Below are 11,106 nucleotides of genomic sequence, written 5' to 3'. Positions count from 1 at the left end.
TTGCGGTCACAGCGCCGCAAATGTGGCCGTCATCCCGTCCCCTGGATGAGCATTGATCCGCGTTGTTGTACCCTTGACCTGAGCCGAGTCTCTACTTGAAACCGTCCAACTTTTGGGGCCAGCCCAGGGTCAAGTCACATCTGGGCTTGATGATACTGGGCGGCAAACTCAGCCGGGGGCACATACCCCAGGCTGGAGTGCAGCCGCCTTTCGTTGTACAAGGTGATGAACCGACCAATACCTTCACGGGCCTCGTCCAGGTCAGCGTATTCCTGTAAATTGACCTCCTCCACTTTCAGGGTTTTGAAGAAGCTCTCCATCCGAGCATTGTCATAAGGATTTCCCGTTCTGGACATACTCGACATGATGCCAGCAGCCTTCAGAACTTCGGTGTAGGCGGTGCAGGCGTATTGCACGCCCTGGTCAGAATGATGAATCAGCCCAGGTGAAGGACAACGCGCGATCAGCGCGTTGTCCAGCGCTTCCAGGGCGACATCAGTGGTCAGACGTTCAGAAATTGCCCAGCCGACGATTTCACGGGTAAAGCTGTCCAGCACACATGCGACGTACACGAAGCCACCAGTCACGCGGACATAACTCAGGTCAGCCTGCCAAACCTGATTGGGACGGAGAACGTGCGTGACGGCCAACAAATTCGGATGCCGCTGATGAGCATGCCCGGAATCCGTGGTCGTCGTCTTACGCGGCTTTTTGCGATGAGTCAGCCCACGTTCGCGCATCACCCGCAAGACGCGTTTGTGGTTCACATTTTTCTTCCGACGAGCCAACTCACGGGTGATCCGCCGATACCCGTAACCGATGAATTCTTCAATAATGGTTTCAATCTCAGTCGCCAACTCGTCATCTGGGTCAGTATTTTCGTTGTTTTTGTGTTCGTAGAAACTGCTGCGGCTCAGCGAAAAGACATCACAAAGGCGAACCACCGTGAGTTCCGGATGCGCGACACGCGCATCCCTAATCATTTGGAGCCGCTCCTGGTGCGGTAGTTCGCCAACGACTTTTTCAAAACTGTGTTTTCCAGGGCAAGTTGCCCGACATACCGTTCCAGTTCGGCAATTCGCCTCTCTAACGCTTGATCTCCCGTCTTCATATCGGTAAAAGCCGCGCCGCCACGCATTTCCACTTCCTTGCGCCACCGGTGAATCAGGCTCGGTGAAAGCTGGTGTTCGCGGCACACCTGGGCGGTCGTTTTCTGCTTGCGTTCGATTTGTTCAAGAACTTCAAGTTTGAACTCGCGGCTGTGGGTTCGTCCGGGCATGCGTTGTCTCCCTCCATCTGCTGATCAGCCTACGGGCTGACCGGGGCGACATGCCTTGCTCCTCTGTCCGCGTTTTGGGGGTCACTCCACTTCCTGGTCGTCATGGTCTCGCCTCCTATGCTGAAGGCTTAACCGCACCGACGCAAAACTGCCCTAATCCCAAGCGTCCGTCTACGAACCATAAGTTATGGGTCGATCTGTAAGTCAACCGAATCCTTAAGTTCATCAGCTTTGAGGAGTCTGGTGTCGTCATTCAGACACAAATCAAGCCTTTGGTGCATCAATTCTGACAATAATCGCCGTTATTGTCAAAATTTGCTACTCTGAACTCGACCGTGACGCTCGCCCCTCCGACCACCGCCCTGGCCCTCAGCGACCTGACCGATCAGGCCCTGCGGATTCGGGCGGTCGAGGCCGCCGCGAACTATGACGTGGAAGGTCTGACGCAGGTGCTGATGGCTTACATGCGCTCCGGGAGTTCGCAGGGCAGCCGCACCAGTCCGCACACCTTGACCGCTTACCGTCTGGGCGTCCGGAGTTTCGTTCCGTGGGCACAGGCGAGTGGTGTGCAGCTGCTCCGTCCCGGGCGGCGCGACGGTGGGCGCTACCTCGCGTATCTGCAAGAACGCCCTAGCTGTGGGCGGGGCCGCTCTGGAAAGCTTTCCGCCGCGACTGTACAGCAGTACATCGCAGGAGCCAGAGCGCTCTACCGCGCTCTGGACTGGGCAGGCGCGACCCAGATCAACCCCTTCACCAACGTCAGTCCACCACAAGACCGCACACCGGCCATCGTCAAAAGGCCACCTTACCGGGACGAACTTGAGGAAATACTGCATTCCTGCGATAAGGAACTCAGTGCACTGTTACTCCTGTGCGCCCACGCGGGCCTGCGCATCGGTGAGGCTCTCCAGGTCAAAACAGACGATATTGCTGGAAACATCCTCAAGGTTTATGGCAAAGGTGGGAAAATCCGGCGTGTTCCGCTCGGAAAGCGTGTGCGAGAAGCCTTACGTGAGGTCATTCCCCAAACTGACAACAGGTTGTTCCACTGGACATACAGCCAGGCCGCCTACCGGATGCGCAAGGCCAGTCGCGCTGCTGGTCATCCGGGTTTCTGGCGCGGATTTCACGCCGCCCGCAAGTCCAGCGGTACGCGGCTGTACCAGAAAGTCGGTGATTTTACCCGCGTAGCCGTATTTTTGGGGCATTCCAGTGTGGAAACCACCCGCAAGTATGTGGCGGTCACAGACGATGACGTTTCGGCAGAGGTCGAGGATTTTTGACAGGTACTTTTACCCTCAGAAGGTTACCGAGGCCCCTTCACGGCCTTCCTGTGAGGAAGTTGAAAAGACGACGGCTGCAGCGGCTTATTTGAAAGTTGTCGGAGTTCGCCTCGGAGAATGAACCTGAACTGGCCCACGCCACCGCCACTCCCCTGGAAGTGCTGGCCAGTAAACCCAGGGAGACACAACAGATATGACATATATGTCATAATCAGCCATGGCCTGGGAGATCATTCTGGTGGGTGAAGTGGATGAATGGTTCGCAGGGCTTGATCACGCCACTTCACAACTGGTGACGGCAGCGCTGGACTTACTGGAAGACCGTGGGCCAATGTTAGGTCGGCCCCTGGTCGATACCCTGACTGGCTCGCAACTGGCGAATCTCAAGGAACTGCGCCCTGGTTCAGTGGGACAGACCGAAATACGCATCCTGTTTGTTTTCGACCCCAAACGGCAGGCCATTTTGCTCACAGCAGGTGATAAAGCAGGGCAATGGACACAGTGGTACACCGAGCATATTCCGCTGGCAGAAAGTCGCTACGACCTCTGGCTGGCGGGTCACTACGAGGAGGAGCTATGAAGGCCAGAAACTGGAAGGCAGTGCGTCAGGAAGCTGAACAAGCCGGACGTATTGATGAAAGCCAAGTGGCTGCACTGCGGGGACAGATGCTGGCGCAGGTACGCGCTTACAAACTCGCCGAAGTTCGGGCTGCGTCAGGACTCAGCCAGCAGGAACTGGCTGAGCAACTTCAGGTGTCTCAGTCACGAATTTCACGTATAGAGCACGGTGACCTCGACAGAACCGAACTGGCTACCCTCCGTAAATTTGCGCGGGCGATCGGCGGGGAGCTTGAATTGACCCTCAAGCTCGGTGATGAACGCTTTACACTGGGTTGAACGACCCATCACTCGCCACGTTTTTTGCGTTCAAAGCTCTTGGCGAGCCACTTGCTTTGTGCGGCACTGATCAGGCCCCGCTCTACGGCCTGCATTGTGGCCTGATCCAGCAGTTCAGGTGAAAGGTCGGTGCCCACCATATCCTGCAGGGTGCGCAGGACGGACGTGACCTGGAATCCACGTTGCGTCTGCTGGTCGGCAACAGGAATCTCATTGGTGTGCAGCTGGACGCCCGGCGGTGCCAGTTTACGAAACCCTCTGGGTACCGAGAGGTGAATCTGTTCTGGAAGCAGGTCACTGAGTTCATGGAAGGCCAGCGCCGTGTGATGGGAGACCACCGCCTGCGCTTCACCCTGACGGTTGCGGCTCCAGAGACTCAGTTCAGCCAGATGTTCGTCAGGAGAGAGTGGGTAGGTGCTGAGGCGGTACAGGCCGTGTCGTGTCCGTTGCCAGCTGCCTTGCTGGGTGTGGTGATGCTGGGTTGGATAGCTGTAGCCCAGGTTCAGGGCCTGCGCGGCAGTGAAGTACCCGACCTGGGCATCCGCCAGCGCGGACAGTTCCTGAAAACGGTGGAGGCTCGAAGTCATACAAAAACCTTCAATATTATAGAAGGTTTTTGCAGGAGACGTGGTGATGTTTCGTCTCCCGCTCAGGGCCTGGCCTGTCTGACTCCCAGGAACAAGGGCAGTTCTTCATGCGGAAAGCACATGAATCCACGTCGTTGATAGAACCGGGCCGCTCTTTCCGAAACAAAAGGGTATCTACCACGATCACAAAACCGTCAGTGAAAGGCGTTGTTGGTCGCGGGGAGTGCGCCCTTGGTGAGTTCGGAGTACCCATCCGAGCCACACCGGCGGTCAACCCGGTAGCCCGTGGCCTCAAGTACGGCAGGCCAGCTCACCTGAACCCCGGCAGGAACCGTAGGCGCGACTGAAACTTGCCTAACATTGAGCGGAAATGTCAGCTAATCAGCAATGTTTACGATCACCTCGAGCGTGGTGCTGGTTTTTGCAGAAGGACTGTCGGCTGTCACCGTAAGTTTGTACAGTTGGGACGGAACATTTATAGCTTTAAGTTGAAGTTTAGCCACTGTCTCCGAAGCACTGAGAACACTCTTCTCAAATACCGCACTCATCCCCTGGGGCATCCCGGACACGCTGAGCGTAACCGCCTCAGTGTGTCCGTTCCGACGAGTCAGGTTGATCTCTGTGGTCACTTCCGACGCACCGCTGACTACCGTGACTCTTTCAGCACTGAGACTAATCTCTGGCTTCGCCGTAGGCGCATTATTTTCTGCGCAGCCTGTGAGCAAGAGTACAATAGATGCTAAGAACAGTGATTTTTTCATGGTTCACTCTACCTTTCCTCATAAGATGAGGACGACTCAAATCTGCCTGAACTCAGTTCAGCGTGTCGGCGGAACCTGACCTGCCAACCGTGAAGCGAGGTCTCCCTATTTCTTCTTCTTGCTGGTCACCGCTCCCCAGACCATCAGCAACGCCAGGAACCAGATCAAGGCATCCACGAGCGGATGATGAATCACCGCAGTCAGGAACCACGCCGCACCAACAATGACGACGAGCGCCACCAGAGTGGCACCACAGCCGCTGGATTGGTCTGCCGACGTTGCTCCCCTGCCCCCAGGACGACCTGACAACGCGGTCATGGCCCGATCTGCGGCCTGTTCAAACCGTGCCAGATCAGCGGGGTTAAGGTCGATACCGTCGTGCATGACCCTGTTGCGCAGGTGAACCACCTGCCTTAGATCCTCCTGTACTGCCGCAGGCAGGTCGAGGTTGCGGTACTTCTCCCCCAGCCCGTTCCCCACTGCCCCTATGCTGTCCAACTGGCGTTCCAGTGCCACCGCACGGTCACGTACGATCCGCAAACTGTCCGTCGTCGTCACATCCCTCCCCTCCCCGTCAACAGGTGTCTGGGCGCAGCAAGGCCCTGCCGTAGAAAGCGCCCACCAGAGGTGAGCGGCTGCAATTTGAGAGGCTTACTTCGCTGGGAACTTGGCTTCCTGATACAGCACCACACCCGGCGTCTTCAGGTTGACGCTGACCCGTTCCCAGGCCGTGAACTTCCCTGTCGGCATCCGGACATAGAGGTCAAAGGCCTTGGCTGACGGCGGAATCCGAACCGGCGTCATCTTGCCGTTGTAATACAGCGGCTGCAGGGCACCACCATCGACTTTGACCGCGATGACAAACGTCGTGATCAGGTCTCCGGGATCCTTGAAGCTGACGGTTCGCCCCTTCAGATCGTACAGCAGATCTACAGAGGCCGCTTTCCCTAACTTATTGGGAAAAAATGTGGAGATGGACAGCTGCCCCTTCGCCCTGGACGAGAAAACCCGGGCGATGCTCCCCAGATCAGGCGCACTGGCGGTGAGCGTCTTCTCTCCGGCATCGGCCCTGAATTTCACACCGCAGACCTCGGCTGATGCCACTGGATTGAAGCGATCCAGAAAGTCGAGGCTGACCTCTTCCTCCGGATCCGGGAACTTCGCGAGACTGGTGTAGTGCAGTGAACCTGAGTACAGCCCCACGGTCTTGGCGCAGTTGGCGGGCTTGGCGGCGGAAGCTGTTCCCAGCAGAGCAAGGGTCAAGATGAGGGCCAGTTTTTTCGTCATGTTCTCCTCCCGTTTCGACCACAACAGAATAGCATGGCTTTAATTGATATGGCTTTAATTGCATGGCCCCAGCAGAAGCAAGTCGCCAGCCTACGGTGTGGCCAAAACCCAGAGCGATCCCACCACCTCCCGCCTCACTTTTGGCAGACGCCTCCGAGAAGAACGCAACCGCGCGGGCATGACCCTGGAAGACCTCGCGGACAGAAGTGGCATCACCTGGTCGTACATCGCCCAGGTCGAAGTGGGCCGCCGCAACATCAGCGTCGATAACATGCACCGCCTCGCCGAGGGGGTTGGAGTCGCTCTGAGGGAGTTGCTGTGAGAAGTGGTGAGCTGATTTTGCTCATAAAATAATAAAAGAAGTGAAACAAATCTGACGCTATTTTGTTTTAAATTTTAAGAGCAGTTTTGGACGGGTTAGGAAAAAGAACCAAAATATTCAGCTCAGACGCCATGCTCACTAAAATTTAACTATTCTTAATCTTCTGCCAAGCTTCCCAGAGGACTTGGAAGTGTAAAGCTCGGTCAACTCTGGTAGGTGTTAATTCTGGCGGCAGTAGCTGTTGCCGTACAAGCATCTCCGCTCCCAACTGCCAACGAATCTCCGGGATGAGAGCATGTAGCTGTGACTGCGAGAGGGCAGACAATTGTGGACGTATCTGCCTAAGCCGATCCACAGCACGCCCCGTGTCCACACTCAGGGCTGCACTACACCAACAATCCAAGATCGCGCGTATTGCATCAACGTCTCTGACCTCGATCGAGTGACCCTGCTGAATCATCTGAAGTACACCAAGGTCTCGTTCTGTCGGGGACAGAAAACGTGCTCCACTGAGAGTCAGGAGGGTGGACTGTAACTGGTCACAAAGAACCGTATTTCGGCACCATAGATCATGGATATCCCACCCATCGCCTAATAAGTCCCGCATGGTCGCGGCAAACTCATGTGCCTGCTGCAGAGCATAGTGATACAGCACTGTTGTGCGCCATAAATTGACGGAGTCTGCAGCAACCCTTATCCCCTTACGGTCGGTGACGTTGCCTGCATTTAAAACAGCCCACTGTGGCGACAGACCTTCGGGTGCAAGGTTCGCTATGTGTGACACCCAGCGTGGAGAGCCACGTCGTGCAGGTGCTACTGCCGAGTGGAGCCATATCCACACCGGCTGTGGCAACCCGGTATCGGGATGCTGAATAGGCAGATGCCGCGCAGCAACATGGGGAACCGTGTGGAGCACCACCTGCTGTTTCCCCTGTGAAGGTGCAGCAGGTGGTGGAAGTGAGGCGTCGTCTTCTCTAACGGGATGGGGCTGCTGTAGAAGATTTCCCTTCTCCAGTCTGAGTTTCCGTTTCCTCCTTTTGCCAGGGACTGACGTTTGCAAGACCATATAGGTAGCGGCTCCTGTTGGCAGCTCCGCGTCATCTTCCCGATTGACCAGATTGACCAGAGCCTGTGGATCATAGCGGTGGCCCTGACGCAAGACCCGCCGTACCCGGGCATTGGCTTTCTCCGTGACGGCATTGGTCACGCCTGTCGTCAGGTAAGCGGCACAGGCCTCCGGGTACGTTTCGAGCGCCCAGCGAATCCGACCCAGCGGCTGGCTATAGCTTCCCGCCTCGGTATTGAACCGCCGAGTATGCCACTGCGTCAGTGCAGTCAGCCACGCCGTGAGAGCAGCAGGATCCCGTCGATCACGGTCATAAACGTCATAGAGCGCCTCCCGCCAGCTGTACATTTCCCACAGCAGCTGAGCCTCCTGTCCTTTTTCACGGCGGATCATCGACCACGCAACGTGGTCTGCCGCCGTCAGGGAATGACGGCGACGCAGTACCAGCGTCCGGAGTGCCAGGTAGGGGTAGGCAGCAGAGCCAAATTTGCTGATGATGCGCTGTGCAGAGAGGTTCTGATCGTCCTCTTCGTGCCAATCGAGGATCACGCGGGCGGCCTGCGCCAATACCTCCCGGTCAATGATTGCGAGCAAATGACGCTTGTCCACCACCAGAACAGCCTCAGGCCAGCGTCGCCTGGCGGCTTGATACTGCACTGGATGCAGGTCAAGGGCGACCACATCCGCCTCTGGCAATCCGAAAACAAATATATCGACGTCAATCTGTCCAGCACGTCCTTGAGTGATGTTACCGGCACGTTGCAGTGCCAGCACGCGGCCTGTATCCAGATCGACAGCGATGAGGTGCTGACCTCCCTGCATGTAGATGTCGTCGAGTCCCAGGTGTTTAACACGCTCGACAGGAGTAGAGGGCACTCGTTGCGCCTCAGCATGTTTTGTCAGACGAACGATTTTCGCTGGGCTGAGGCCTGTTTCTCTTGCCAGATCCCGCACCGTCACTCTCCCGCGTTGGCGAGTGATATAGGCCCTCAGGGCATCGGTACAACGCAGGCGATCAACGTCATAGCGCAGCCAGTACTGTTCTTGCCTCGTGGGGCAGCGCCACTGTCCTTCCACCACGCTTAGCACCACCGGGTGACCGTCATAGGGAACGTCATGAATCCGGCGTGGTGACAGCGAACGAACTGGATGATTGACGCTACAGACCGGACAGTACTGGTCGGGAAGGTGCTCGAGAACGACTACAAACGGCTCATCACGTTTGCCTGGCGTGGTGTAACTCACCAGCTGAAACCCCCGCTCCAGGGTGTATGGTGGGACACGCTGCACGTCATCCATCATGTCAGATGTAACCCGCTCACACGTTGCTTTTACAGCACTCCTGACCCTGCTGGAGATCTCCCTTACGGTGAGACCAGTAGTGCCTCGTTCGGTCGCAGCACCAAGGGCTTTTGCCACCTGGACGCGGCAGGAACGGCAGCTGGTCGCCGCCCTGACTTACGCCGCAATCCATGAAGATCAGATCGCCGGGCTGGTGAAACGCACACCAGAGGCGATCAGCAAACAGGTCGCTCGCCTGGCCATCGAACCACAGCGAGCAGAACCCCGGATACTCCGGAGCCTGCCCCACTCTTCTTTGACTCTGACTGCGGAGGATGTCGATCTAATGGGTACGTGGCCCCATCCGGCAGCACGAGACCCTTTCGGCTGGCAGTTCGGACAATCTTTACCAACGGAGTGGGCGAGCGCCACGGATGGGGCCACCCTACGTGTGATCCTGACTCGTCCCGAGAGCAGCACGTCGACCCCCCAGCTCCTCGACTGGCAGAGCGTAGCTCAGGCCACTTGGACTGACCTCGCAGCGACATTGGTGCAGCACTCCGACGCTGGCGTCCTGCACCATGGCCCCGACCCACACCAAACACATCACCAGATGTTACGCGCCAACGTGAAACGCGTCACCGGAAAGGCGCTACGTCGCGGAAGCGTCATCGATTGGCACAACGTAAAAAAAGCGCCGATATGGGATGTCATTTTGATCGCCGACCCCGAGCGCTGGACGGTAAGGGCTATCCATCAGTTAAGTGACTATGCCACGGTCATTCTGGTGCTCCCTGACTATGAACATGCGGTCACGCAGGAGGCAAATGATGAGCTGCTGGTGCCGCTGCCCAGCCAGACGCTAAACACGCTGCAGTCAGAGCAGGAGGCACTCCTGACGCGCTGGTCAGCAGGACGGACACTTACCAGACTCCATTGGATAGGGTGGCCCAACAGTCACGGCAATCTGGCACGCCTCGACTGGCCAGCCCTATCAGTCCTTCCACCACACGGCGAACTGCAATGTAGCCGCCAAGACATCATGATCCGGGCCAGCGTCTGGTTGGCCCTTACTCAAGGTTACCGGGCCATACTTCCAGCAGCCATACGCGAACATTATGTTGAGGCCCTGACAGGCATTGCGGCCTTTCAGGTGCCCAGGCAGATTGCCGTAAACAGGTTATGGCAGACTCAGCCCGCCACCGACCTCTCCCCTGCCGAGAAGATCCTCCTCCGCACCATGCTGGACGCCTTTTATCCTGTGGGGGCTGAAAAGAGCGATTCGATCCGTCCCCAGGCATCAGAGCTACGACTGAGTGTGGGACTAGACACTGCACCCACCTACATCGGACGTTAAAAGCGCACAAAACGGTATCTGACAAAACCGCACATGACCTCTCACAGCACCGGCCTGCGGCCGGACAGCAGGAGGGGGAGCAGCAAGAGCCAATGCAAACTAACTGCTGCTCAGCGAGGAAAAAATGGAAAACACCTACAGGGGGTGGTCACTCTGACTACCCGCCTCCACCGACGATTTCTAGGGCCACTGTGGCCTGAGGAACCCAAAGTTGACGGCGGCGTATTTGACACCGTCACCCTTTCTGGATCTGCCCGCCGCACACTGACGCAGCAACTTACCGCTCCTGGCATATGGCGCAGTGGGCCACTTTTTGGCAGTGTCCACGACGACGTACTCCACATTCAGGTCGCCGCGCCGAACGGTTACCGGCACTGGAACAACCCCGTTCTGGACGGCAATCCTGAGTATCAACTCGGCTGGGCTGACGCTCTTCAGGTGCTGGATCTCCCCCAGCTTGAGTGGATGGGCAACTGGATCCTCCGACCTGACAACAGCCCCCTGTCCTTCAGTGAATGCGAGTTCTGGCTGCGCGAGGGGCAAACGAGCGGCTTGTTCGACGATTCTGCCCTCCTTCTATCCTGTGGCCTTCTGGACGGGTATCTCGCAGTACAACCTTACGTCCTTAGCGACAATCAGGTGAAAATCCTCTCTGTCGACAAATAACGTCTCATACCTATCTTTCGTGAACCGGCCTCTTATCAGGCCGGTTCTTTCATTCCGAGGAATCTACATGAACGCACACTACATCCTGCCCATTCGACGCTGCGCCTATCCCGACATCCGACGTATGATCGATCAGAAGATCATCAAAGCTGCCCCCACTGCTCGCCTGCAACACGATCAACTCCGAGGCGACCGGTAGTGCTCCAGAAAATCCTTCAAGCGGCTTTGAGAGACTCAGCCACTTCCAGAAGCTTAACCCAGGGGTAGCTGTACCCCAAGACCGAATGCGGGCGGACGGTGTTGTACCAGGTGCGGAACTG

At 57.1% G+C, this 11,106-nt stretch carries 14 protein-coding genes; 7 read left to right on the top strand and 7 right to left on the bottom strand.

Features of this window, described 5'->3' with window-relative positions; all coding sequences use genetic code 11:
- Positions 1-134 precede the first annotated feature (134 nt).
- Positions 135-983, bottom strand: coding sequence for an IS3 family transposase (locus tag E5Z01_RS18295; protein ID WP_135230688.1), 849 nt, complete (start codon positions 981-983; stop codon positions 135-137).
- Positions 980-1,279: a transposase gene (locus E5Z01_RS18290; RefSeq protein ID WP_135230687.1), complete on the bottom strand. Its 300-nt coding sequence runs from the start codon at positions 1,277-1,279 to the stop codon at positions 980-982. Before E5Z01_RS18290 ends, E5Z01_RS18295 begins: the two co-directional genes overlap by 4 nt.
- A 335-nt stretch (positions 1,280-1,614) precedes the next feature.
- Here E5Z01_RS18290 and E5Z01_RS18285 point away from each other — a divergent pair, with 335 nt between their 5' ends.
- The 3 genes from E5Z01_RS18285 to E5Z01_RS18275 all read left to right on the top strand — a co-directional run bounded on the left by E5Z01_RS18285 (position 1,615) and on the right by E5Z01_RS18275 (position 3,459).
- Entirely contained in the window at positions 1,615-2,562 is a 948-nt protein-coding gene (locus E5Z01_RS18285; protein ID WP_135230686.1) for a tyrosine-type recombinase/integrase, read from the top strand.
- A gap of 217 nt (positions 2,563-2,779) precedes the next feature.
- Entirely contained in the window at positions 2,780-3,142 is a 363-nt protein-coding gene (locus tag E5Z01_RS18280) for a type II toxin-antitoxin system RelE/ParE family toxin (RefSeq protein WP_135230685.1), read from the top strand.
- Positions 3,139-3,459: a helix-turn-helix domain-containing protein gene (locus E5Z01_RS18275; RefSeq protein WP_135230684.1), complete on the top strand. Its 321-nt coding sequence runs from the start codon at positions 3,139-3,141 to the stop codon at positions 3,457-3,459. The genes E5Z01_RS18280 and E5Z01_RS18275 overlap by 4 nt, the downstream gene beginning before the upstream one ends.
- Before the next feature lie 8 nt (positions 3,460-3,467).
- Here E5Z01_RS18275 and E5Z01_RS18270 read toward each other — a convergent pair whose 3' ends face one another.
- The 4 genes from E5Z01_RS18270 to E5Z01_RS18255 all read right to left on the bottom strand — a co-directional run bounded on the left by E5Z01_RS18270 (position 3,468) and on the right by E5Z01_RS18255 (position 6,094).
- Positions 3,468-4,046 carry a type IV toxin-antitoxin system AbiEi family antitoxin domain-containing protein gene (locus tag E5Z01_RS18270; RefSeq protein ID WP_135230683.1) on the bottom strand — a complete coding sequence of 193 codons (579 nt, stop codon included), beginning with the start codon at positions 4,044-4,046 and terminating at the stop codon, positions 3,468-3,470.
- Positions 4,047-4,423: 377 nt separating this feature from the next.
- The gene (locus tag E5Z01_RS18265) at positions 4,424-4,807 is read right to left on the bottom strand and encodes a lipoprotein (RefSeq protein ID WP_135230682.1); all 384 of its coding nucleotides are present in this window, start codon (positions 4,805-4,807) and stop codon (positions 4,424-4,426) included.
- 105 nt (positions 4,808-4,912) lie between these two features.
- Positions 4,913-5,365, bottom strand: coding sequence for a hypothetical protein (locus E5Z01_RS18260; RefSeq protein WP_135230681.1), 453 nt, complete (start codon positions 5,363-5,365; stop codon positions 4,913-4,915).
- 93 nt (positions 5,366-5,458) lie between these two features.
- Positions 5,459-6,094 (bottom strand): hypothetical protein, encoded by a 636-nt coding sequence (locus tag E5Z01_RS18255; RefSeq protein ID WP_135230680.1) that lies wholly within the window; start codon positions 6,092-6,094, stop codon positions 5,459-5,461.
- Between the two features lie 97 nt (positions 6,095-6,191).
- Here E5Z01_RS18255 and E5Z01_RS20120 point away from each other — a divergent pair, with 97 nt between their 5' ends.
- A complete protein-coding gene (locus E5Z01_RS20120; protein WP_135230679.1) occupies positions 6,192-6,416 on the top strand; it encodes a helix-turn-helix domain-containing protein in 225 nt (74 codons plus the stop codon).
- A gap of 145 nt (positions 6,417-6,561) precedes the next feature.
- Here the strand turns inward: E5Z01_RS20120 and E5Z01_RS18245 are convergent, their stop codons facing one another.
- The gene (locus tag E5Z01_RS18245; RefSeq protein WP_135230678.1) at positions 6,562-8,784 is read right to left on the bottom strand and encodes a transposase; all 2,223 of its coding nucleotides are present in this window, start codon (positions 8,782-8,784) and stop codon (positions 6,562-6,564) included.
- Between E5Z01_RS18245 and E5Z01_RS18240 the strand changes: the two genes are divergently transcribed.
- The 3 genes from E5Z01_RS18240 to E5Z01_RS20270 all read left to right on the top strand — a co-directional run bounded on the left by E5Z01_RS18240 (position 8,783) and on the right by E5Z01_RS20270 (position 10,985).
- Positions 8,783-10,120, top strand: a complete 1,338-nt coding sequence (locus tag E5Z01_RS18240) for a hypothetical protein (RefSeq protein ID WP_167758011.1) — start codon at positions 8,783-8,785, stop codon at positions 10,118-10,120. The genes E5Z01_RS18245 and E5Z01_RS18240 overlap by 2 nt on opposite strands.
- Before the next feature lie 33 nt (positions 10,121-10,153).
- Positions 10,154-10,786 (top strand): hypothetical protein, encoded by a 633-nt coding sequence (locus tag E5Z01_RS18235; protein ID WP_135230676.1) that lies wholly within the window; start codon positions 10,154-10,156, stop codon positions 10,784-10,786.
- A gap of 67 nt (positions 10,787-10,853) precedes the next feature.
- A complete protein-coding gene (locus E5Z01_RS20270) occupies positions 10,854-10,985 on the top strand; it encodes a hypothetical protein (RefSeq protein WP_276321262.1) in 132 nt (43 codons plus the stop codon).
- The last annotated feature ends 121 nt before the right edge of the window (positions 10,986-11,106 follow it).

It is taken from the genome of Deinococcus fonticola (genome assembly GCF_004634215.1).
GTDB lineage: Bacteria > Deinococcota > Deinococci > Deinococcales > Deinococcaceae > Deinococcus > Deinococcus fonticola.
Note: the sequence above shows the minus strand (reverse complement) of the source record. Positions and strands in the feature narration are given on the sequence as shown.

What these genes read in the sequence shown, in the direction of transcription:
- E5Z01_RS18280 (WP_135230685.1), top strand. Translation starts at nt 2,780, where the DNA reads ATGGCCTGGGAGATCATTCTGGTGGGTGAAGTGGATGAATGGTTCGCA.
- E5Z01_RS18295 (WP_135230688.1), bottom strand. Translation starts at nt 983, where the DNA reads ATGATTAGGGATGCGCGTGTCGCGCATCCGGAACTCACGGTGGTTCGC.
- E5Z01_RS18265 (WP_135230682.1), bottom strand. Translation starts at nt 4,807, where the DNA reads ATGAAAAAATCACTGTTCTTAGCATCTATTGTACTCTTGCTCACAGGC.
- E5Z01_RS18275 (WP_135230684.1), top strand. Translation starts at nt 3,139, where the DNA reads ATGAAGGCCAGAAACTGGAAGGCAGTGCGTCAGGAAGCTGAACAAGCC.
- E5Z01_RS18255 (WP_135230680.1), bottom strand. Translation starts at nt 6,094, where the DNA reads ATGACGAAAAAACTGGCCCTCATCTTGACCCTTGCTCTGCTGGGAACA.
- E5Z01_RS18290 (WP_135230687.1), bottom strand. Translation starts at nt 1,279, where the DNA reads ATGCCCGGACGAACCCACAGCCGCGAGTTCAAACTTGAAGTTCTTGAA.
- E5Z01_RS18240 (WP_167758011.1), top strand. Translation starts at nt 8,783, where the DNA reads ATGTCAGATGTAACCCGCTCACACGTTGCTTTTACAGCACTCCTGACC.
- E5Z01_RS18270 (WP_135230683.1), bottom strand. Translation starts at nt 4,046, where the DNA reads ATGACTTCGAGCCTCCACCGTTTTCAGGAACTGTCCGCGCTGGCGGAT.
- E5Z01_RS20270 (WP_276321262.1), top strand. Translation starts at nt 10,854, where the DNA reads ATGAACGCACACTACATCCTGCCCATTCGACGCTGCGCCTATCCCGAC.
- E5Z01_RS18235 (WP_135230676.1), top strand. Translation starts at nt 10,154, where the DNA reads ATGACCTCTCACAGCACCGGCCTGCGGCCGGACAGCAGGAGGGGGAGC.
- E5Z01_RS18245 (WP_135230678.1), bottom strand. Translation starts at nt 8,784, where the DNA reads ATGATGGATGACGTGCAGCGTGTCCCACCATACACCCTGGAGCGGGGG.